This window comes from Chloroflexus sp. MS-CIW-1 (genome assembly GCF_030444705.1).
Taxonomy (GTDB): domain Bacteria; phylum Chloroflexota; class Chloroflexia; order Chloroflexales; family Chloroflexaceae; genus Chloroflexus.
The window spans coordinates 742,585-763,356 of the sequence record NZ_JAUBWR010000001.1; the positions used below are offsets into that span (position 1 = coordinate 742,585).

Annotated in this window: 16 protein-coding genes and 1 pseudogene; 11 read left to right on the top strand and 6 right to left on the bottom strand. The window is 55.7% G+C overall.

All coding sequences use genetic code 11. From position 1 onward, the window contains the following. Positions 1-53: 53 nt before the first annotated feature. The 4 genes and pseudogenes from dnaK to QTO31_RS02965 form a co-directional block, all read right to left on the bottom strand. On the bottom strand, positions 54-1,928 hold the full coding sequence (dnaK, locus tag QTO31_RS02950) for a molecular chaperone DnaK (RefSeq protein WP_031460273.1): 1,875 nt from the start codon (positions 1,926-1,928) through the stop codon (positions 54-56). A gap of 382 nt (positions 1,929-2,310) precedes the next feature. Next, positions 2,311-3,576 carry a flavin monoamine oxidase family protein gene (locus QTO31_RS02955; protein WP_301428043.1) on the bottom strand — a complete coding sequence of 422 codons (1,266 nt, stop codon included), beginning with the start codon at positions 3,574-3,576 and terminating at the stop codon, positions 2,311-2,313. Positions 3,577-3,593: 17 nt separating this feature from the next. After that, positions 3,594-4,520 (bottom strand): LysR family transcriptional regulator, encoded by a 927-nt coding sequence (locus QTO31_RS02960; protein WP_301428044.1) that lies wholly within the window; start codon positions 4,518-4,520, stop codon positions 3,594-3,596. A 15-nt stretch (positions 4,521-4,535) separates the two neighbouring features. Then, positions 4,536-5,289: pseudogene (locus QTO31_RS02965) on the bottom strand (TerC family protein). 1,032 nt (positions 5,290-6,321) lie between these two features. Here QTO31_RS02965 and QTO31_RS02970 point away from each other — a divergent pair. The 4 genes from QTO31_RS02970 (at position 6,322) to QTO31_RS02985 (ending at position 11,035) form a co-directional block, all read left to right on the top strand. Continuing rightward, complete coding sequence (locus tag QTO31_RS02970) at positions 6,322-6,819, top strand: hypothetical protein (protein WP_301428046.1); 498 nt, start codon at positions 6,322-6,324, stop codon at positions 6,817-6,819. Positions 6,820-6,856: 37 nt separating this feature from the next. Continuing rightward, on the top strand, positions 6,857-9,952 hold the full coding sequence (locus QTO31_RS02975) for an AAA family ATPase (protein ID WP_301428047.1): 3,096 nt from the start codon (positions 6,857-6,859) through the stop codon (positions 9,950-9,952). A 110-nt stretch (positions 9,953-10,062) separates the two neighbouring features. Beyond that, positions 10,063-10,209: a hypothetical protein gene (locus QTO31_RS02980; protein WP_173424563.1), complete on the top strand. Its 147-nt coding sequence runs from the start codon at positions 10,063-10,065 to the stop codon at positions 10,207-10,209. Between the two features lies 1 nt (position 10,210). Continuing rightward, the gene (locus QTO31_RS02985; RefSeq protein ID WP_301428048.1) at positions 10,211-11,035 is read left to right on the top strand and encodes a metallophosphoesterase family protein; all 825 of its coding nucleotides are present in this window, start codon (positions 10,211-10,213) and stop codon (positions 11,033-11,035) included. Between the two features lie 2 nt (positions 11,036-11,037). Here QTO31_RS02985 and QTO31_RS02990 read toward each other — a convergent pair whose 3' ends face one another. After that, positions 11,038-11,943, bottom strand: coding sequence for a PIG-L deacetylase family protein (locus QTO31_RS02990; RefSeq protein ID WP_301428049.1), 906 nt, complete (start codon positions 11,941-11,943; stop codon positions 11,038-11,040). Between the two features lie 213 nt (positions 11,944-12,156). Between QTO31_RS02990 and proC the strand changes: the two genes are divergently transcribed. Genes proC through QTO31_RS03005 form a run of 3 tightly spaced genes read left to right on the top strand, consistent with a single transcriptional unit; the run spans position 12,157 to position 15,158 of the window. Further along, positions 12,157-12,975, top strand: coding sequence for a pyrroline-5-carboxylate reductase (proC, locus tag QTO31_RS02995; RefSeq protein ID WP_028457620.1), 819 nt, complete (start codon positions 12,157-12,159; stop codon positions 12,973-12,975). Further along, positions 12,976-13,752 carry a hypothetical protein gene (locus QTO31_RS03000; protein ID WP_031460265.1) on the top strand — a complete coding sequence of 259 codons (777 nt, stop codon included), beginning with the start codon at positions 12,976-12,978 and terminating at the stop codon, positions 13,750-13,752. Between the two features lie 5 nt (positions 13,753-13,757). Continuing rightward, positions 13,758-15,158, top strand: coding sequence for a Mur ligase family protein (locus tag QTO31_RS03005; protein ID WP_031460264.1), 1,401 nt, complete (start codon positions 13,758-13,760; stop codon positions 15,156-15,158). A gap of 460 nt (positions 15,159-15,618) precedes the next feature. Here QTO31_RS03005 and QTO31_RS03010 read toward each other — a convergent pair whose 3' ends face one another. Next, positions 15,619-16,098, bottom strand: coding sequence for a hypothetical protein (locus QTO31_RS03010; protein WP_301428050.1), 480 nt, complete (start codon positions 16,096-16,098; stop codon positions 15,619-15,621). A 320-nt stretch (positions 16,099-16,418) separates the two neighbouring features. Between QTO31_RS03010 and QTO31_RS03015 the strand changes: the two genes are divergently transcribed. The 4 genes from QTO31_RS03015 (at position 16,419) to QTO31_RS03030 (ending at position 20,767) form a co-directional block, all read left to right on the top strand. Then, positions 16,419-16,643 carry a type II toxin-antitoxin system Phd/YefM family antitoxin gene (locus QTO31_RS03015; protein WP_031460261.1) on the top strand — a complete coding sequence of 75 codons (225 nt, stop codon included), beginning with the start codon at positions 16,419-16,421 and terminating at the stop codon, positions 16,641-16,643. Between the two features lie 409 nt (positions 16,644-17,052). Then, positions 17,053-17,895 carry a class I SAM-dependent DNA methyltransferase gene (locus tag QTO31_RS03020; RefSeq protein WP_301428051.1) on the top strand — a complete coding sequence of 281 codons (843 nt, stop codon included), beginning with the start codon at positions 17,053-17,055 and terminating at the stop codon, positions 17,893-17,895. Positions 17,896-18,059: 164 nt separating this feature from the next. After that, positions 18,060-19,421 carry a hypothetical protein gene (locus QTO31_RS03025; RefSeq protein WP_301428052.1) on the top strand — a complete coding sequence of 454 codons (1,362 nt, stop codon included), beginning with the start codon at positions 18,060-18,062 and terminating at the stop codon, positions 19,419-19,421. 83 nt (positions 19,422-19,504) lie between these two features. Then, complete coding sequence (locus tag QTO31_RS03030; protein WP_301428053.1) at positions 19,505-20,767, top strand: SpoIID/LytB domain-containing protein; 1,263 nt, start codon at positions 19,505-19,507, stop codon at positions 20,765-20,767. The last annotated feature ends 5 nt before the right edge of the window (positions 20,768-20,772 follow it).

Genomic DNA, 20,772 nt, shown 5'->3' on the forward strand with positions numbered 1-20,772 from the left:
AGACACGGGCTAGCGGCCCGCGCCAGGCCACAATAGCCTCTTCGGATGCCCTCTTAGTTCACCGTGTACTCACCCTCAACGACGCCGTCATCTTTCCGGCCACTGCTGCTAGCGCCTGGTGCTGCGCCATCACCGTAGGCGGCCTGCGAGACCTTGAACAGCGCTTGCTGCAAGTCGCTCGAGAGTTGCTGGATGCGGCTGCGATTCTCTTGCGCAATCGCCTCGCGCAGATCCTTAATCAAGCCCTCGATCCGACTGCGCTCAATGCTGTCAACTTTATCACCCAGCTCCTTCAGCGACTTCTCGGCCTGGTAAGCCAGGCTATCGGCCTGGTTCTTCATCTCGACCAGCTCGCGGCGAGCCTTATCTTCGGCGGCGTGCAGTTGGGCTTCACGCACCATCCGCTCCACCTCTTCTTTCGAGAGGTTGGTGCTGGCGGTAATGGTGATCCGCTGCTCTTTGCCGGTTGCTTTGTCACGTGCGCTTACGTTCAGGATACCGTTCGCATCGATATCGAACGTCACCTCGATTTGTGGCACACCACGCGGCGCCGGTGGAATCCCTTCGAGGCGGAAACGACCCAGTGAGATGTTGTCGGCAGCCATCTCACGCTCGCCCTGCAAGATGTGAATATCAACCGCCGTCTGACCATCAGCCGCCGTCGAGAAGATCTCGGTCTTACGGGTGGGGATGGTCGTATTCCGTTCGATCAGTTTGGTCATCACCCCACCGAGCGTTTCCACACCGAGCGAGAGCGGCGTTACGTCGAGCAAGAGCACATCTTTCACTTCACCGCCCAACACACCGGCCTGGATCGCTGCGCCAACAGCGACCACTTCGTCGGGGTTTACGCTCTTGTTCGGCTCTTTGCCGAGCATTTTGCGTACCAGCTCCTGAACGACCGGCATCCGGGTTGAACCACCAACCAGCACGACTTCATCGATCTGGCTTGGCTGCAAACCGGCATCCTTAAGCGCCCGCAACACCGGATCGCGGAGCCGCTCGGTCAGATGCGCTGTTAATTGCTCGAACTTGGCGCGGGTTAGCTTCATGGCCAGGTGTTTCGGCCCGCTGGCATCAGCCGTGATGAAGGGTAGGTTAATCTCTGTCTCCATCATCGAGCTGAGCTCCATCTTGGCCTTTTCCGCCGCCTCTTTTAAGCGTTGTAATGCCTGGCGGTCTTTGCTCAGATCGATACCCTGATCTTTGCGGAACTCCTCGATGATCCAGTTAACGATTGCGGCATCGTAGTCATCGCCACCAAGGTGAGTATCACCACTGGTCGCCTTCACTTCGATGACGCCATCACCAACCTCAAGGATGCTAACGTCGAAGGTACCACCACCCAGGTCGAAGACCAGAATGGTCTCGTCCTTCTTCTTGTCTAACCCATAAGCGAGTGCCGCAGCCGTCGGCTCGTTGATGATTCGTAGTACCTCCAAACCGGCAATCTTACCGGCGTCTTTGGTTGCCTGACGCTGGCTGTCGTTGAAGTAAGCCGGTACAGTAATGACAGCCTGTGTCACCGGCTCACCCAGGAAGGCCTCGGCATCAGCTTTGAGCTTCTGCAAAACCATAGCCGAGATCTCCTGCGGTGCATATTCCTTGCCGGTCTGCGGGACATAAATGCGCACATCGTTGCGCGGCCCTTTGACAACTTTAAAAGGCACTCGCTCTCGCTCTTCCTTCACCTCGTCGAAAGAACGGCCAATAAAGCGCTTGACTGAATAAAGTGTATTTTCAGGATTGATGGTTGCCTGACGCTTAGCGGTCAAACCGACTAATCGCTCACCATTCTTAGCGAAGGCAACCATCGATGGTGTCGTGCGGTTGCCTTCGGCGTTCGGAATGACAACCACGTCACCACCTTCCATCACTGCGATGCACGAGTTTGTCGTGCCCAAGTCAATTCCTACAATCTTGCCCATATTTCTAGCCTCCCGTTGCAATGTTGTTGTATCCCCTGCGGGCATTTATCTCTGTGTGTAGTTTACCCGTTTTCTACCAACGATACACTAGCGGTATGTTAGAGGTGTGTTTGAATCTAGCCCACTTGCGGGATGTATCTTTCGCGCCTACCATCTTGAACAAGTATTCAGCACAATATTCGGGTCTGATTGAATAGAAGAGAAACTGCCTCTGCTTAGATCCTATCCGGAATACCTTGTCGCAGAAGAAGATCGGTTGGGGCGCAACGCCGCTACGCCCGTACATCCCTATCAGGTTTCATCCGCTGTAGGGTGAGACAATGATTCGGATAGGCTCTTAGTGCCGCATTTTAGAGTGGTCAACGCTGGAGAAGCGTTATCTTCAGCCCGACCGCGACAGCAAGATTGCCCGTGCCGCACGTCGTCCGCTCTCGAAGGCCCCATGCACCGTAGCAATCTCAGCACCGGTTACTGTTGCTTCACCGGCAAAATGGATCGGGCCGAGTGGTGTTGCCAGCGTTACACGGTCCGCCAGGGTACCAGCAGAGCTATACGTGTATGCCCCTCGACTCCACGGGTCTCGCGACCAGTCAATTAGACGCCCGTCTAGGAAGTATGGTTTTACATCAACTGCAAACAGGGTTTGTAGCTCGCGCAACGCGACTGCAATGGCCTCGCTTTCACCCAGGTCAGCCACCTTAAGCGCCTGCTGCCCACCCGTGTAACCCATGAGCGTTGGCGTTCGGGTACTGGACACCGGCCACCACGTAGCAATTACACCATTGGTGCTAAGGACCGTAAAATCTGACCAGAACTGCTCTGCAAACCAGAGCACTAATTTGGTCACGTAACCCATTGGAATTACCGCTATTGCCATTTGTTTGTCGGCCGGTAGCGGTGGTTCAAAGGCTGGCAATCCGGCCTGCAATAGTGAAACCGGAACGGTGACAACTACACGATGTGCGCGCCACTGCCGTCCGTCGGCTAATACAACGTCAACCCAATCAGCGTTCCAACGGATGAGTGTGACCACTGCCCCAAGCTCAATTGTTAGATTGGCGCTGAGCGGTTCAAGTAGTCGCTGATACCCATAATCGATATGAAAATTGTCCTCACCAATTGTACTCAACCGACGCTCGCGGGCTAATGCGGTGGCACTTAATTTGCTCAGATCAGCGCCTTCAAGATTAGCTAGCCAGCGCCCAACCAATTGCTTCACTACCGGCAAGGCAGTTGATTGTTCGATCAGTTCGGCAACGCTTACTTCAGGGCCACGATAATGACAAATCTGCTGATAGAGTTGTAGTACCGCTGCCCCAATTGGGTCATCGGCTGTCAACATCCGACCACCGATGGCGAAGCGACGGTCGCGTCCCCAACGCGAGGTTGGTAAACCGGCCTGTTGTACTAGCTCCCAGGAAGCTGCGCGATGACCATGAATAAACTCGGCGCCAAACTCGACCGGCCCATAGCGCGTATCAGTCCAGATTCGCCCCCCGATCCGTTGCCGCGCTTCGAGCACCAACACCTGACAGCCGGCTGCCTGAAGCGTATGCCCAGCGGCTAATCCGGCAATGCCCGCGCCGATCACAATCACGTCATACATACAAATACCTTTCAACCTGTCAGACGATGGCAGAAGGAGCACGGCGGAAGGTCAACTCGTTATGCCGTTAGCCCCAGGCTAAGCAGCGTTGTCCTTGCCTCTTCACCCAACAATCCTTCAACCACAATATCAACGATGCGATTCACCGTGCGCTCTCGTAGCCGGATTAAGTACCATTCCTGTACAAATGGCTGGCCGACCAATGTCACGACGCCGATCCGATCTAATCGTGAGGGAAGGACACTCACCGGCAAGAAGGCTAACGCTTGCCCGGATTCGACTGCCGAGCGCAGCAATAATGGACTATCTGCTTCACACACAATGCGCAAATCACTGATAACGACACCCCGTCGGCGCAGGCCGTCTTCGATAGATCGGCGTAACGGGTGCCCTACCCTGGGCAACGCCAGAGGATAATCACGTAAAACCCCAACCGGTGTCTGTTCGCCGTGCAAGAGAGGATGTCCGTTCACAGCCGTCAGAACCAATCGTTCACCGGCCAGCACACGCATCTCAAAGCCACGTCGTCGCGGCGCATCACTCAGGATCGCAAGATCAAGGCGTCGTTCAGCCAGACCTTCAAACAACTCATCAGACCCATGAAATTCAATATCAACCGTTACTGCCGGATACTGACGCTGGATGATCGCCAGCAGGTGGGGCAAAAACGCCTCGGCACTGCCGGCCAGGCAACCAATGACCACTCGACCACCGATCTGACCGCGTAGCGCACTCACGGCTTGCACAGTACGCTCAGCCAATGCAACCAATTCACGAGCACTCCCTAGCAATTGTTCACCGGCAAGGGTCAATACCATGTGTTGGCCGCTACGCCGGAATAACCGCACACCACCGACTTGTTCCTCAAGCGCACGGATGTGTTGACTTACCGCCGGTTGCGACATATGAAGCCGTTTTGCCGCTGCCGAAAAGGAACCAGTCTCTACCACGGTGAGAAAGGTCTGCAAATAGACGGTATTGAGCATAGCGCCTCAATGATCCTATTTTGTTGTATCGTAGCGCTGATGAAGTTTCACCGGCTGCCGTGCTTTCGCTGCTACCCGCAAATTGAGCATCTCGACCATAACTGAGAAGCCCATCGCAAAGTAGATATACCCTTTGGGAATATGCAACTCAAAACCTTCGGCGACGAGCGAAAAGCCGATCAACAAGAGAAAGCTGAGTGCCAGCATCTTGATAGTAGGGTGATCGCCGACAAATTTTGCAATCCCTTCCGCGAGAAAGAGCATCACCCCCACTGCGAGAACGACCGCCGTCATCATGACCCATAACGTATTGGCCATGCCAACAGCCGTGATGACCGAATCAAGCGAAAAGACAATATCGATCAAGATAATCTGCATAATCACCGCCTGCATGGTTGTGACGGCCACCGCTTTTTCCGTATGTTCAGCACCTTCCAGCTTTTGATGAATCTCAGTAGTTGCCTTGTAGATCAAGAACAAGCCACCACCAAGCAGAATCAGGCTACGCCCCGTTACATGCCATGGCCCAAGCTCAAACAGCGGCTGCGTCAGACCGGCAATCCAACTGATCGACAGCAACAAGAGCAGGCGCGTGATCAGGGCAAGTGATAAGCCAATTTGTCGCGCCGGTCGTTGCTGATGCAATGGCAGTTTACCGGCGAGAATACTGATAAATAAAAAAGATGATGTTGTCTACCCCTAATACAATCTCCATGACGGTCAGCGTCACTAATGCCAGCAGATTTTCGACTGAGAAGATCGTCTCCATACATTATTCTCTATTTGCTACATAGACGGATTTGTGGCATTTATGGTAGCATCTGGCGGGAAGACGGTCAATGTGTGACCAGGCGTGGTATGGGCCTGCAACGTTTTCAGCTTTGGATTACGAGCAATGAAACAGCGACGAACGTCATGCACTTGCCGACAGCAATCTCGAGCCGTGCTGTTTTCTCAGAGTATGATCAAAAACCTGGATGGTTGATGCGGTTCTGCAATGGCATTCCAAACGATAGGTACCGGATCGTTGCGGATGAGAACCGTTGGCCGGCAGGGTCTGCGTCGCCCTTCCGCGATGGGAGGGGTGTGCAACGTCTTCCGTCCCGGTGCTGCGGCGCACGGCTGGCGCGCCCTCACCTTCCCCCTGGCCCCCTTCCGCTCCCACACGGGGAGCGGAAGGGGGGACGTGGGGGGCTGGCGCGAAAGCCTGTTGGCCCGCGCACGCAATGATCGGAGATGCACGGTACGAGCCTCATGCAACATCCGGGTTTTTGATCAGGCTCTTAGGAACCCGCCCCTACCATTGCCGGGAACACGAATGAATGCCGACCGCGGAACACAGCTTCAGGCATCCGTACCTAGGTGCGCGCCTGGGTGCGCACCTGGGTGCGCGGGCCTCCGGCCCGCATGTGCGATGTCCAGAGGGAAACTATCGGCTGACGCATCAGCAACCATCACCTACCAGGTCCCCGTCCCCCAGCTCCTCCTGCTTGCAGGTTAGGAACCCGCCCCTACCATTGCCGGGAACAGGAATGAATGCCGACCGATGCATAATGTGTTGGCGACGGCCATTCCTGCGGGCTGGTTATGCGGAACAAAGAAGAGTATCCGGCCCTACAATGGGGTGACGGGCTAGTACTCTCGGAGACGCAAGCGTTGCCCATCACTGTTTCCCTGGACCATGAGGCGCTGTCATAGTTGAGATGCATCAACAGCCCAGGTTTTTGATCATGCTCTTACTCTACCCTCGTGTTGCATTGGTATAATGGATAGTGTTGATGACCAGAGGCAGGCAAAGGCTATGACACTTCAATTCATACAAAGCTATCCTGATCGCGTAACTATACACTTTATCCCCTGGCTGACCTGGAGCTTTGCCGGTCTGGTGGGGTACGGTCTGTTCACCATCTTGCAGCCAGTTATTGCCGGTACCCAATCGTTGACTGGCGGGATCGCACTCTCGGTTGCCCTCCTTGTTGGGATGGTGCTCTTCACCTTGATCATCGGCGGTCAGTTAGGGATTTGCCAGATCGATCATCAACGCAATGTGATTACCGTAACCGCCTATGGCCTGCAAGGACGCACCCGGCACGAGCGCTCTTTGAGCGACGTGAAAGGGTTAGAAGTGCGTATCTTGCGCCGGTCACAATATCGGCTTCTGCTCGCACTGCGTTCAGGAGAGCGGCTCCCGCTGGCACCGTTCTACCTGGTCAGCTTTAGCGATCGTGACATTCGTCGCATTGCCGCCGCACTGCATGTCGAGCCACAGATGATTCAAGAAAAGCAATCGGTGCGCTGAGTGAAGTTCTCGCTATTGTTCTCTATCAGCATTCGCTATGATTCCATTACACCTTGCGCTGCGCAATTTTATGTGTTACCGCGCCGATGAAAACGGCGATCCACTGCGACTCGACCTCGATGGTCTGCATGTCTTGTGTCTCTCGGGCGAAAATGGCGCCGGCAAATCTACCATCCTTGACGCGATCACATGGGCGCTCTGGGGGGAAGCGCGCCGTCCAGACGATGAACTTATTACCCTGGGTGAGACCGAGATGATGGTTGAGTTTATCTTTGCGCTCGATGGTCGGAAGTATCGGGTGATACGCCAGCGCCAGCGGGGACGCAGTAGCGGTCGTGGAAGCGGTAACGGCAAGACCTGGCTCGATTTGCAGAGTTTTGATGGGACGAACTGGCGCCCTATCGGCGAAACCGCGATTCGCGAAACCCAGCGCAAGATCAATGACTTGTTGCGGATGTCGTATAAAACCTTCACGAATGCCTCGTTCTTGCTACAGGGTAGAGCGGATGCGTTTACCGCCAGTACACCATCCGAACGCAAAGAGGTATTAGCCGAAATTCTCGACCTGGCCGAATATGCCAGCCTCGAACAACGTGCTCGTGAACGGGTGCGCCTCTTGGAAGCGGAACTGGTGAGGGTTCGTGGTCGGCTGGAAGGGCTGCAACCGACTGCGGCCAAGGTTCAGTTTTGGCAACAAGCCGTCGCTGAGAGTGAACAACGTCGTGCCCAGCTTCAGCAGCGCCGTGCCACCCTGGAACGTGAATACACTCGCGCCACCGAATACCTGCGGATCCTCGAAGAACGCGCCCGTCGCTATCGTGAGCTGCAACAACGTATCGCTACATTGAACGATACCCTTCAGCGCTACCTGCGCGAGCTACAAGAGGTAAACGAGCGTATCACCCAGGCCGAACGGATGATCGCCCAACGTCCTCAGATAGAAGCTGGCCTGGCCGAACTACACACTGCACGGTGCGAACTTGAGCGCCTGGAGCAGGTGCATGAGCGGTATACCGAGCTGATGGCGCGGAAACGCGAGTTGCAGCAAGAGCTGAAGGCTGCTATTGAGCTGATGAAGGAGCGGTTGTCACGGGCTGAAGAACGCTGTAAACGTCTTCGTGCAGAGGTCAAACGCCTCGCCGATGTGCAGCAACGAGCGGAAACCATCCAGCAACGGCTCCGTGAACTGGCGCCAATGCAAGAGCAGGTACGGCAATGTCAGATGCAACGCACTGCGCTCGAACAGCAACTGGCGTACATCCGTGAGCTGATGATGCGGCAACAGATGCTGCAAACCTCGCTTGAACAACGTCGCAATGCGATCACCGTGGAACGGGATCGGTGTCAACAGGAACTTGACCGTCTCGATCAGGAGTTACGTGATGTTGAAACCTGGCGTACCGCCCTGCGTGCCGCTGAAGTGGCGCAGGTACAGGCGCAGGCCCTGGCGGAAGAGCAGGCGGCACGTCGCCAGTACGAACAGACGGTCGTTGATCATTTGAGCGCAGCTCGTGCGCTCGTCGAACAGACCCGCCGCGAACGAGCGACGCTCCAGAAGAATCGTGAGCTGCTGGCTACCGGCAATGGAACGTGTCCGGTTTGCCGTCGCTCGTTACCCGCCACCGACGCTGAACACGTTGCGGCACACTACGATCAGAAACTGGCCGACCTTCAGGCTCAGGAAGCTGAGGCCCTGGCAACGGCCCAAGCTGCCGAACGTGAACTGACTGCATTGCGTGAGACCATCGCTACTGTCGAACAGGAATTAGCCAACCTGCGCCAGCAAGCGGCGACCATTGATTCGCTTATCCACCGTCTGAATCAGGCTGCTCGGCGCGAAACCGAACGTGAGGCACTGAAGCTCCGCCTGGCAACGTTGACTGAACAACTTACCACCGATACGATCGACCCAGCGCTTCAGGCTGAATTGGTGGCGGTGAACAACCAACTTCGTGCACTTGGTGATATTGAAGGCTTGCAGCGCGATCTGCGCATGATCACTGACGAGTTGAACACCTTCGAGCAGTACCTGCGCGAGCAGAGTCGCCTGGAAGGCGAACTAGACACGTGCCAGCGCGATATTGCCCGGCTTGCAGAGCTGATGAACGAATTACCCGAGGCTGAGGCCGAATATGCTGAATTACAGCGGCAGATTGCCGAAAACGACTTTGCCCACGATATTCGGATCGCCGGCCGACAGGTCGTTGCCGAACTAGAGGCATTGAACTACCGGCCCGAAGACCTTGAGGCCATGCGCACGACCGTTCGATCCCTCACCCGTTGGGAACAGGCCGAACGTGAGGTATTGCTGGCCGAGCAGCGCTACGCAACCGATATTGTGGTGCGTGAACGGACCCAACAGCTGCGCCATGACGCAGAACATGAACGACGGATGGTGCAGACTGAAGCCGATGTTCTGGCTCAGCAGGTGAGCGCATTACCCTCTGCTGAAGCTGACGTTGCCAGGCTCAAGCAGCAACTCAGCGATACTGACAGTGAGCTGCGGATCGTTGAGCACGATCTGGTCGAGAAACAAGCCTACCTGAAGCAGGCAGAAGCCGCCGCTGCCGAAGTCGACATTCTTCAAGACCAGGAACGTCAGCTCCAGGAACGAACAGCTCTCTTTGGCGAATTGGCTGAAGCCTTCGGCAAAAAAGGGGTGCAGGCGATGTTGATCGAAACGGCCATTCCTCAGCTTGAAGACGAGGCGAACCGAGTGCTTTCGCGTCTGAGCGACGGGCAAATGCACCTCCGGTTCGAGATGCAGCGTGACACGAAAAAAGGGGATACCGTCGAGACACTCGACATCCGAATCGCCGATGCGCTGGGGACACGTGATTATGCCGCGTTTAGTGGTGGTGAAGCGATGCGGGTTAACTTCGCTATTCGCATTGCGCTTTCACGATTGCTCGCGCATCGCGCCGGTGCACGGCTTGAAACGCTGGTGATCGATGAAGGATTCGGTACGCTCGACGCTGATGGTCGTGAACGGATGGTCGAGGCCATTACTGCCATTCAACAAGATTTCGCCCGTATTATTGTGATCACGCATATTGATGAGTTGAAAGATCGCTTCCCGGCAATCATCGAAATACGCAAGACATCACTCGGTAGCCGTTGGGAAGTACGATAAGAGGAGCTTGTTTAGATACTCGTCGGGAGACGAGCCGTTATTTCGGCAATGGCAGGGAGAAGCGACCCGCAGACGAAGAGATTCAGTGCTCTGATAGAAAGGAAAACGCTATGGAGCTTGTTCCAACCATCCTCAAGTATGGCTTCGTACTGGCAGTGGTTATTGAGCTGATTATCATCGGACGGGCCATTTTTAGCCTTGCTCGCGAGAAGGCCCAAGCCACCGATGCACCGGTACCAACCAAGGGAGAGCAGTGATATGCCATTCCGCATCCTCCACATTTCTGACATCCATACCGGACCACCCTTTAACCCTGTTGCTGCTGAACGATTGATCATCGATGCTCATCAACTGGCGCCCGATTTGGTAGTTATCTCTGGCGATTTCGTCCAGCGCGCCGATTTTGTTCGTCAGTGGCAAGCAGCCCGTGCACTACGCGAACGTCTGCCACAACCACAACTGGTCGTTGCTGGCAACCACGATGTGCCACTCTTTCATTTGCCTGAACGTCTCCTGGCGCCGTTACGTCGTTATCGCCGCTACATTACTCCCGAACTCAATCCGGTGTTCACCACGGCAGGTATTGCAGTCATTGGTGCGTGTACCGCACACGGCTGGACCATCGATGGCGGAAAGCTTAGTCGCGACCAGATGATCGTACTTCGTCATCGTCTGGCTGCACTCGACCCCACCACCTATAAAATTGTGGTCTGGCACCATCCGGTAGGGTTTCCACCCAATTATCATCGCAGACGGCCGCTCGTAACCAATGCACTTCAAGCAATACGTCTTCTCGACGAGTTTGCCGTTGATATGTTGCTCTGTGGTCATCTTCACTTGAGCTTCGTAGGAAATACCCGTGACTTTTTCCTTGATCTACAGCATGGAACGTATATCGTGCAAAGCGGGACAACCACTTCACGACGTGGTTACGGCGACGAGCGTGGCGCGAATACCTGCAATCTGATTACGATTGAGCCTGACGGAGCACGTGTCCAGCATTTACGCTTCGATCAAAACGATACTGGTTTTCGTCCGGTCGCTGAGCATTGGCTGCCCCGCCCCAAAATTACCGTGACGTAACATTACCACTGCACACCGGTAAACAGATCATCCTCTCGTACATTAGAGGTTGCCGGTGGGTATGCTCGCATAAAGGTATCGGATCGACCCAACAGGTTTGCAACTTTTCCTAATAAGCTGCGGATCAAGGGATTGCCTGCACTCTGACTCACATGGGCCAGCGCGGCAGCATGCGCCTGCGCCTGCACCGCAGTCGTGTCGATCCGGGCATGGGTGGGAAAATCCACGGCAACCAGTTGCATCAGATCAATATCGCGGTTGCGCCCAAATGCCCGCGGATCACGCCCGAAGAGTGGCATGAGTTTAACCAATAGCCGCAGTAAGCGCCGTGAGAAGGTTGTGTAGTAGAGTTTTTGTGGCGCATACGCTGATCCAGCTTCTGGGAAGGCAGTCGGATCGCCAGCCGCGTGAAACGCGGCGACGGTGGCTTCGTGAATCGCAATGTGATCAGGATGACGATAACCTCCAATGGGATCAAACGTGATGACAACCTGTGGCCGTAATTGGCGCATGAGACGAACCAACTGCCCGACTACTCGTTCACGTGGCTGGTTAATCAGTGCTGCCGGATGTCGATTGGCTTCTGTGCCGGGCATGCCGGAATCGCGATACCCCAACAGGGTAACACTACTCAGACCCAACGCCTCAGCCGCACGCAGCAGCTCGGTTCGTCGCAACGCTGCGACCGAATCGTATCCGCGCAACAATTCAGCATCAACCGTTCCCTCTTCACCACCGGTTGCACAGATCAGGTGTACCGCTACGCCAGACCAGGCATAACGGGCAAGCGTACCACCTGGGCCAAAACTTTCATCATCTGGATGTGCAAAAACCGCTAACAACGTTGGACGCACCTCTGGCAATACTGTTGGCCGCAAGATGATTGTTTCTTCCTTGATCTCCATCATTATCCTCTCTAAATGCGAGCGTCGGTGCACACACAGCCATCTCTCACTGACAAATCCTGTCTCGTTAGCTGGCTGCATGTCCGGTATCCCGGACACGATAATATCAATGTCTCTTTTTCACCTTATTCATGGTATCATAACGCGCAGAACGGATTGCATCAGCGGGTGCAACCCGAACAGGTCACAGAACATAGTCACAGGTAACCAACAACTATGCTTGCCGACTTACCAATTGCGATTATTGGCGCCGGCGCGATGGGGGAAGCGATTATCGGTGGACTCTTGCGCAACGAACTGGTTGCCGCCGAGCAGATTCTCGCCAGCCACCCCCGTGAAGATCGCCGACGTGAACTTGCTCATCATTACGGTATTCGCACTACTCACGATAACCTGACGGCTGCGCAATGGGGCCGCGTGGTTATCTTCGCCGTGAAGCCGCAACAACTCCGGCGCGTCTTGCCGCCACTGCGCGGAGCACTGCGCGACGATGATCTGGCAATTTCGGTCATTGCCGGTGCTACGATAGCCTCTTTTGCCGAAGCCCTTGATCATCAGGCTGTTGTGCGCAGTATGCCAAACACCCCCGCTCAGATCGGTTGTGGCATGACCGTTTGGACGGCAGCGCCGGCCGTAACTGAACGTCAGCGGAGTTGGGCGGCGACCGTTTTGGGTGCACTTGGTCGCGAATTATTTGTTGATAACGAAACTTATCTCGACATGGCCACTGCAATCAACGGCACCGGGCCGGCGTATGTCTTTCTCATGATGGAAGCGATGATCGATGCTGGCGTTCATCTCGGTTTATCGCGTCGGATTGCCGAAGAACTGGTGCAGCAGACAATGTTGGGTTCAGTTCAGTACGCAATCCAGAGCGGACTGCATCCGGCCCAGTTGCGGAATGCAGTCACTTCACCCGGCGGTACCAGCGCTGCGGCCCTCAGCGAGCTTGAACGCGGTGGTCTGCGCACGGTATTAGCCGATGCAATTTGGGCAGCTTATCGGCGATCAGTGGAATTGGGAAGGCAAGGATAGATGGCTGTCAGCTATGCACGAGCACGGTTAACCACCGAAGACGACCGTCGCTACCGGGCTTACGTTGAGACCTTCAAGCTGCAACGCAAAAATCAGAAAGCGATCCGTCCACCTCGCCAACGCGATATTTTTGGTGGACAGGCAGAGGCTGCGTTGCGCGACTGGTTGGCAGCCCGTCTGCCACTCGATGAGCGACGGATTCTTGAATATGAAGAGCGTCGTAACCGTACTGCGCAAATGAAGTACCGTGAGCTTGACGCGCTGGCGATTGTTGATAACGTGGCCTGGGTGTTTGAGATCAAGGCCAGTCGCACTGCCAGCGCCCTGCGCCGTGCCGTTGCCCAGCTTAATGAGACTCGCCAAATCCTGCACTTGCTTTTCCATCGGGTCGGGGTGACCATTCTGCTCGTTGATACCGGTATTCCGGCGGATACTGCCGCCGCCGATGCTTTGATGATGAGTGAACGTCCACCACCACGCCGCCCTGAACCTCTCGCTGAAGTGCTCGCTGCATTACCACAGTTGCGGCTGATCAGTGATTTGAACGCTCGATCTGAAGCGGACGATCAGGTGAATCTCTTGCTCTTTAGTGTTGACGATATTATCGCGCTGGTCGGTGCTGAACATCTGGCGCTAAACTGGGAAGAAGACGATATGTTCGACGATTCCGAACTCGAACCGCCACCACCGGCGTCGCTTTTCGCTAGTAGCGGCGATGATGATGATGACGACGATAACCCGCTGGCTGCTGCATTGCGCAAAGCGGGTCTTCGCTGAACCCTATGAGCCGACTGCGCACGACCACAGCTCTGACCCTGGCCCGTACTGCCGGTATCCTTTCACGTCGCCTTGGATTTGGCGGTGGTACCAGCCTGCCCGGTCAGCTTGCACGGGCTATCGATCCGGCTATTCTTACCAACTTCTGCCATGCCTTGCCGGCGGGCGTGATACTGATCGCCGGCACCAACGGCAAAACGACCACCAGTCGTATGCTGGCTGCTATCCTCGAACAGGCAGGTGTGTCTCTCTTGCACAATCGTGCCGGAGCTAATCTGCTCCCTGGCTTAACAACGGTGGCAATCAACAACGCAGACTGGCGCGGGCTGCCGCGAGCAAGTTGTGCTTTGTTTGAGACAGATGAAGCAGCGTTACCGCAGGCGATTGCCGAAACGCACCCCCGATTGGTCGTACTGCTCAACCTGTTCCGTGATCAACTCGACCGCTACGGCGAAATTGACACCATTGCCCGCCACTGGCGTCAAGCGCTTCAGCAACTTCCTGCAACCAGTACGGTTGTGTTCAATGCCGATGATCCGGCAATTGCCGATATTGTGCATCAGCTTCCTGTTCGCACCGTAGCCTTTGGTCTGGCCGATGAACGTCACGCAGTCGGCGCTGCTACCCACATCGCCGACTCACAGTTTTGCCATACCTGCGGCCATCGCTACCAGTATCAGCGCATCTTCTATGCCCACATCGGTCACTACGTTTGTCCCCAGTGTGGTCATCGGCGCCCCGACCCAGTCATTGCGTTGACCGTTCTTGAGCCACGTGGACTCGAGGGAAGTGATCTCCAGATCGACCATCCCAATGGGCAGATTCGGTTTCACGTACCATTACCCGGTCTCTACAACGCCCAAAATGCGCTTGCGGCTACAGCGGCAGCACTGGCTTTAGGTATCGATACATCAACAATTTGCATAGCGCTGAGTCAGATTCAGGCTGCCTTTGGGCGCATTGAGCGTATCTCTGCCGGTAGTCATGGCCCAACGATGCTGATCGCCCTGATCAAAAATCCAGTCGGGGCTTCAGAGACGGTACGAATGTTCACGACAGCAACGACTAGGCCGCTCCATCTCTTGATCGCTATCAATGATCGTTTTGCCGATGGTACCGATGTCTCGTGGCTATGGGACGCCGATTTTGAGCCATTAGCTCAGCGGGTAGCCCATGTGACCGTCAGCGGTACTCGTGCTGCCGATATGGCGTTACGTCTCGATTATGCTGGTGTTGCGACTGAAGCCATTACTGTAATCGATGATCTGCCGACTGCACTCGATACCGCTCTGGCAGCCCTGCCACCTGGTGAAACGCTTGCCATTCTGCCGACGTATACCGCGATGCTCGAATTACGCAGCGAAATCACCCGCCGCGGTTGGGCACGTCCCTTTTGGGAAGCGTAGAGACAGCTCAGAATTATCATTCTGTATAAGAGTCAAAAAATCCGGATTTCTCATCGGTCATATAACGCTGATCATGGCCTGGCGCAAGCGCCTGCGGCAGGGCTGCGTCAAAAAACCCGGATTTCTCATCGGTCATATACCGCACCCGTGCAACCATTGCGTGAGGGGTTCCAGCGTTCTTGCTCTCAGCCCCACTCTTTCCGGGCGGGGGGCCAGAGGGAAGGTGCGGAGGTTGGGGGAAGGTGCGGAGGTTACCATCCCCCCCTTCCTCTCCTCCAGCGGGGGAGAGGAAGGGGGCTAGGGGGAAGGTGAGGGCCACCAGGCGTGCGCCGCAGCCCAGACCCTGAAAGGGAGCAACCCAGTGCCTTCATCCGTGCCAGGACCTTATCTTTGAGGGCTACCCGGCGCGGGACGTTCTTGCGCATGTAGCGGGTAATGTCCGTCTCGACGCACACCTTCATCAAGGCGTATTGAGCGTATTGCTTGGCAGACGATTGCGAATCATTGTTGCTGGTGTTCCTAGCCGGTTGCAGGACGAACGCAGACCGCGCACCGTGCGCACGTGGGCAGGCTGCAACCACACGTCCGGCACGATGGCGGCGATCAACAGCTGGAACAGGCGTTGCAGGTCTTCCGTGTCGGGCTTGCCCCGTGCGTCGGCAATCTGCCGAACTGCCCCGGCGTGCGCGACTACCGTCCGCGTGACGAGCGGGCCAACACTATCGGAGATCGCCCAGACGGTACCGGTCGTCTCCAGGATGACGGTGTCGCCCTGGCACAGGTTGGCGGCGGCCCACGTGTGGCAGCGCATCATCGCCACCTTGCGCGGTCGCAGGACCCATTCCTGGGCAGCGTTCATTACCCCGACCATGACGTACTCCTTGTGAAGGTCGAGGGTGACGTAGCGGTGAATAGTTCTTGATTCTCGTTGTGCTTTCATGCTATGCTTCTCATAGAAGTCTGGGGCACGGATGTCGGGCTGAGCGGGACACCAACCGATTCGGGTTCTGGCGCTGCGATGCGCCGTCGCAGATGAACGTATTCGCCGGGCAGCCAGTGAACGCAGCGGGCTTGTCCTGCGCAGGGCATCCCATCGCGGCTGTCGGCCAGCCCTGACGCTCCACCCCGCAGCGACGTCCTCGGCGACGGTATCACGCCAGGGATACGCCTCCTTTGCGCCCCAGACTAAGGATATTCTAAGAAAACCAACCGTTAGCCAGCGTTCATAGGGCACCTTATATTTCCAGAAAGGTTGGCGAAATGCTGCAAGTTAGTCTAGAAGAAGCAAAATCACGTTTGCTCGAGTTAGTGAATGCAGCGCTCAAGGGCGAAACGGTCGTTATTCTCAAAGACCTCCAGGAAGCCGTGCAACTGGTGCCTGCTATACCACAGGCACGTCGCCAATTTGGGAGTGCCAAAGGACTCATTGTCATGAGTGAGGACTTTGATGCGCCACTTGCCGATTTCAACGCCTATATGCTATGAAACTATTGTTGGACACTCACAGCTTTTTGTGGTTGATTGGCGGGGATGAACGTCTCAGTTCAACAGCGCGAACGTTGAGTGAAAATGTCAACAACGACGTCTTCTTGAGTGTTGCCAGCCTATGGGAGATGGCTATTAAAACAGGTTGGGTAGGCTCCGACTGGCACAACCCTTTGAGCCCTTTATTCCGCAGCAAATCAGTTTGAATCGTATCGGGATACTGGGTATCACCATCAGTCATACGGCTCAAGTGGCTATTTTACCGTTTCACCATCGTGATCCATTTTGATCGGTTGCTAATTGCCCAGGCCCTTGTCGAGCAGATGCCGATTGTGAGCCGCGACCCTGAATTTGATGCATATGGTATCACGCGGTTGTGGTAGCGGTAACCGAACAAACGCTGGCTAACATGCGCTTGCACCTGACACCGCTGCGCTGCGTGGCGCAGGTGAAGCGCAAACCGTTGGGCGGCCTCATGGTCGCAGGAGTGAATCAGATGCAGTCGTACAGTCAGGGCTTCGCCCGAGTCTATAATTTGAGATGGTCTGGTTTTGCCAGGCAAGTTGCTCCGCTTATCCTCGATTTCTATGCCGCCACGCCGATTGGACACAAGGATAAGACCGTCCTCGATCTCTGTTGCGGTACTGGACATCTTGCGGTCTATTTTCTGGAGCAGGGGTATCGCGTCGTTGGCCTTGATCTCTCGGAACACATGCTCGAATATGCTCGTGAAAATGCGCGTCAATACATTGATTCGGGGCAGGCCGCTTTTGTCCAGGGTGATGCAAGTAACTTCACGCTCGATGAACGCTTTGGTTTGGTCGTTTCTACGTATGACGCGCTCAATCATCTCGAAAGCGAAAAGGCATTGTACAAATGTTTTCAATGCGTCTACGCCGTTTGTGATGGTTACTTTATCTTTGACCTCAACACACGCAGCGGGTTGAGACGTTGGAACAACGTTTATGTTGACGAAAGCGACGAAGATGCGGTGATCATCACGCACGGCATGTACGATGGTACCGGCGATAAGGCGTGGACAAGAATAAGTGGATTTGTTCGCTTACCCAACGGACTATATGAGCGCTTTGCAGAGATCGTGTTCAACACCGTCTTTGAAATGAAAAAGGTAAGCGATCTATTACATGATGCTGGTTGGAAGAACACCTACTTTGCCAGGATTCAAGACTTGAAGACGGCCATTGATGAGCCTGAAAAGGAAGGGCGTGTCTTTGTCGTTGCGAGCAAGTAGGATTGCCACAAGAATGGCCGCCCAACACGCGCTTCCAGCCGACTGCTACCTCGCTCGCTTCACTCGCCTCGGTCGCAGCGGCTGAGCTCGGTGCCGTTAGGCTGCTGCGTGTGCATGATCGAACTTGCAGCGGAGTGCATACATGAGTAAATTAGAGGTGCAACATGAAACGCATGTTCAGCATCGCAGAAGGTTTGTTGGGCCTGCTGGTGCTTGTAGGCCTGGCAGTGGTTCTTGCCATGACCTTTGGCGGACTGCGGAAGGGAGCACAACCGGGATTTCAAGCCTTTCAATCTCCTATCGAGACGCCGGCACCGCCACCCTATCCTCCACCAGAAACACCTACGGTCGTTCCTATGCCGGTGCCACCTTGCCTATTTGCGGGTCAGCCTGTGCCTGCTGAACCCGCTCCGCCTTTGGAGGCTTACCGGTTTTCCGAACCCCGGGTGGTTCTGACCCATACAGGAGCTATCGGAATCGCCAGTTGGCTGCCAAATGGTCAGCACTTGCTCATCACCCGGGACATTCCCGGCACCAACCGCCAGTTTATTGAGACTTTCAACGTCCGCACCGGTGAGTTGAACACTTACGCCGAGCGTGAGGGGGGCAGCGGCAAGCCAGTCTGGTTGCCAGCCCTAAAGGCCGTGGCCTATATCACCCTAATGGCGGAAAAGGACCAGGAACAGCCGCTCATCTATCACCCGGAATTGTGGCTCAGCTATGGCGACCCCCAACAGGTGGAGCGCCTGACATCAGACATATCGGGGGCGTTGGCGGTTGAACCGGGTGGGAAGCGGCTGTGGTACTTCTCCCGCTCGGAGCCGGACCGTCCGCAGGTTTTCGATGGGGAAAGCCGGGTCATTCAAACGGTGCCATGGAACGTTGCCGCCTGGAAGTATCCGAAGCCGGAATTGGAGTGGGCCATACGCTATCGGTCGCCGCAGTTCATTATGGCTTGGCATCCCGATGGCACCCAGGCTGTGCTCTATTCGCAGTTCTGGACGTTTTTGCTGGACGTGCAGACCAACCAGGTGTGCGAACTGACGTTGGGGGAGTACACCGAAGCGATGGAGATTCCGCCGTGGCCTTTGGAGGCGCAGTGGAGCCCGGATGGGCGCTATCTGGCATTTATCACGACGGGCCATCTGGATTTGCCTTTTGAGCGCACCGAATTGACCATCCTGGATATGGCCACGGGGGAGCGCCGCACGCTCTCACCAGGGCCGGATATCGAACCCGGCCGACACTATGTGACCGATCTCGCCTGGGCGCCTGATAGCCGTTATTTGGCTGTTTTAGGAATAGTTAGGATGACAGAAATGGGTTCTGAAAAAGCAGGCGTGTTTATTGTCGATGCAAGCACAGGGGAATTCCAACGGATTTTTCCTGAACACGATTTCGGTGGCGGGCTATGGTTTACGCAGCTTGCCTGGGATTCCACCGGCTCACAATTGGCTGTGAACTGTCCAACTCTTGAGGAAGGAAGGCTATGCATCATCTCGGTAGAATCTAAGAGCATACGGTAGGAGGGGTGGTCATGAGGACAATAGGCTTTATTCTTCTGTGTATATTTGCTATCTTGGCTCCACGAGCTACAGCCCGAACACCTATGGCCTACTCGCCGCCTTCTCAGATAAGCGTTTGGTTGTATTGGCTTACGGCCAGTGGTGCGCGTAGAGAACCTTACACTCTATGCGCTTCTGGCCATACAACATGGGGATGCACTGCCTTCTGTAATGAGTCTGGTTACCCGTGCGAACGTAGTCAAACTCGTGCCTATCCTTACTCTACCAATCCTGCAACCATCTCCATCGAGACCGACTATCTCTTGGACGTAGTGCCCAGGGAAATGCCTGTTGATCCTTTCCATCCCACGGCCATCCAGGCGCAGGCCATCGCCGCCCGCTCCTACGCCTACTGGCATATCCGCCAGGGGAGCGCCATCAATAACTCGAACCAGTTTCAGGTCTTCGTTCCTTACACCTTTGAAGCCCTCTCGTCGACCACCTTCCCGGACAATCCGAGCGACCCGTGTGCCAGCAGCAACCTCAACCGGTATCAGCGGATTGTGTGCGGGGCCGTTGCTCGGCGTCACTACATCGCCTATGGCACCTATCCCAACGATGACCTGCCGGCCTTCAGCGAATTCTTTGCCGATATTGGCAACCGCACGGTCAATGGTGGGCAGCCTTACTTGATCGCTGTAGATGACCCCATCAGTTCCCATCCGGACATCGTCCCAGACGGGCATGGCCGTGGCATGAGCCAGAAAGGAGCCGGCCGCTGGGCGCGAGGCAATCTGAGCTTCAACATGAATCGGGACCTGGGCGCCTGGAGTGTGCGCTGGGAACGCGCCGAGCAGATCCTGGTGCACTACTACACCGGCGTCCATATCCGGGATGCAGCCAACAATAATGCCTTGCTCACCCCGTCCTACCGCTGGAACCCTTTGCAGATCAACTGGGGCACGCCGGACAACCATCCGCCGACCATGGATCACGGTGGCACGTATCCCATTGCTGTGAAAGTGCAAAACACAGGCGTCGCTGACTGGACGTGTAGTTATCCCCATTTCAGCTACGAACTCCGCTATCGCTGGGCCAAGGCCGGTCACGGGGAAGTCACGGGCAGCAGTTGGGCCTCTGTGTGTGGCACGCCAAAAGGCGACCCTTCTCCTATGGTGAACCTGACCATCCAGAACATCCCCAACTGGGGCCCAGGGGCTTACACGATCCGTTTCGACATCTACGTGACTTCTGCTTATGGCAACTTCTGGTTCAGCGAGCGGGGCTGGCGTTCGTATGACGTCAGTGTGTGCGTGGGTGGGCCGTGTAAAGGGTTCATTCCGGCGGTGAGGAAGGACTATCCGTAGCGGCG

Bases quoted from the DNA above. Each gene is read 5' to 3' on its own strand.
- dnaK (WP_031460273.1), bottom strand. From the start codon at position 1,928: ATGGGCAAGATTGTAGGAATTGACTTGGGCACGACAAACTCGTGCATC.
- QTO31_RS02960 (WP_301428044.1), bottom strand. From the start codon at position 4,520: ATGCTCAATACCGTCTATTTGCAGACCTTTCTCACCGTGGTAGAGACT.
- QTO31_RS02970 (WP_301428046.1), top strand. From the start codon at position 6,322: ATGACACTTCAATTCATACAAAGCTATCCTGATCGCGTAACTATACAC.
- QTO31_RS02975 (WP_301428047.1), top strand. From the start codon at position 6,857: ATGATTCCATTACACCTTGCGCTGCGCAATTTTATGTGTTACCGCGCC.
- QTO31_RS02980 (WP_173424563.1), top strand. From the start codon at position 10,063: ATGGAGCTTGTTCCAACCATCCTCAAGTATGGCTTCGTACTGGCAGTG.
- QTO31_RS02985 (WP_301428048.1), top strand. From the start codon at position 10,211: ATGCCATTCCGCATCCTCCACATTTCTGACATCCATACCGGACCACCC.
- QTO31_RS02990 (WP_301428049.1), bottom strand. From the start codon at position 11,943: ATGATGGAGATCAAGGAAGAAACAATCATCTTGCGGCCAACAGTATTG.
- proC (WP_028457620.1), top strand. From the start codon at position 12,157: ATGCTTGCCGACTTACCAATTGCGATTATTGGCGCCGGCGCGATGGGG.
- QTO31_RS03000 (WP_031460265.1), top strand. From the start codon at position 12,976: ATGGCTGTCAGCTATGCACGAGCACGGTTAACCACCGAAGACGACCGT.
- QTO31_RS03005 (WP_031460264.1), top strand. From the start codon at position 13,758: ATGAGCCGACTGCGCACGACCACAGCTCTGACCCTGGCCCGTACTGCC.
- QTO31_RS03010 (WP_301428050.1), bottom strand. From the start codon at position 16,098: ATGAAAGCACAACGAGAATCAAGAACTATTCACCGCTACGTCACCCTC.
- QTO31_RS03015 (WP_031460261.1), top strand. From the start codon at position 16,419: ATGCTGCAAGTTAGTCTAGAAGAAGCAAAATCACGTTTGCTCGAGTTA.
- QTO31_RS03020 (WP_301428051.1), top strand. From the start codon at position 17,053: ATGCGCTTGCACCTGACACCGCTGCGCTGCGTGGCGCAGGTGAAGCGC.
- QTO31_RS03025 (WP_301428052.1), top strand. From the start codon at position 18,060: ATGAAACGCATGTTCAGCATCGCAGAAGGTTTGTTGGGCCTGCTGGTG.
- QTO31_RS03030 (WP_301428053.1), top strand. From the start codon at position 19,505: ATGGCCTACTCGCCGCCTTCTCAGATAAGCGTTTGGTTGTATTGGCTT.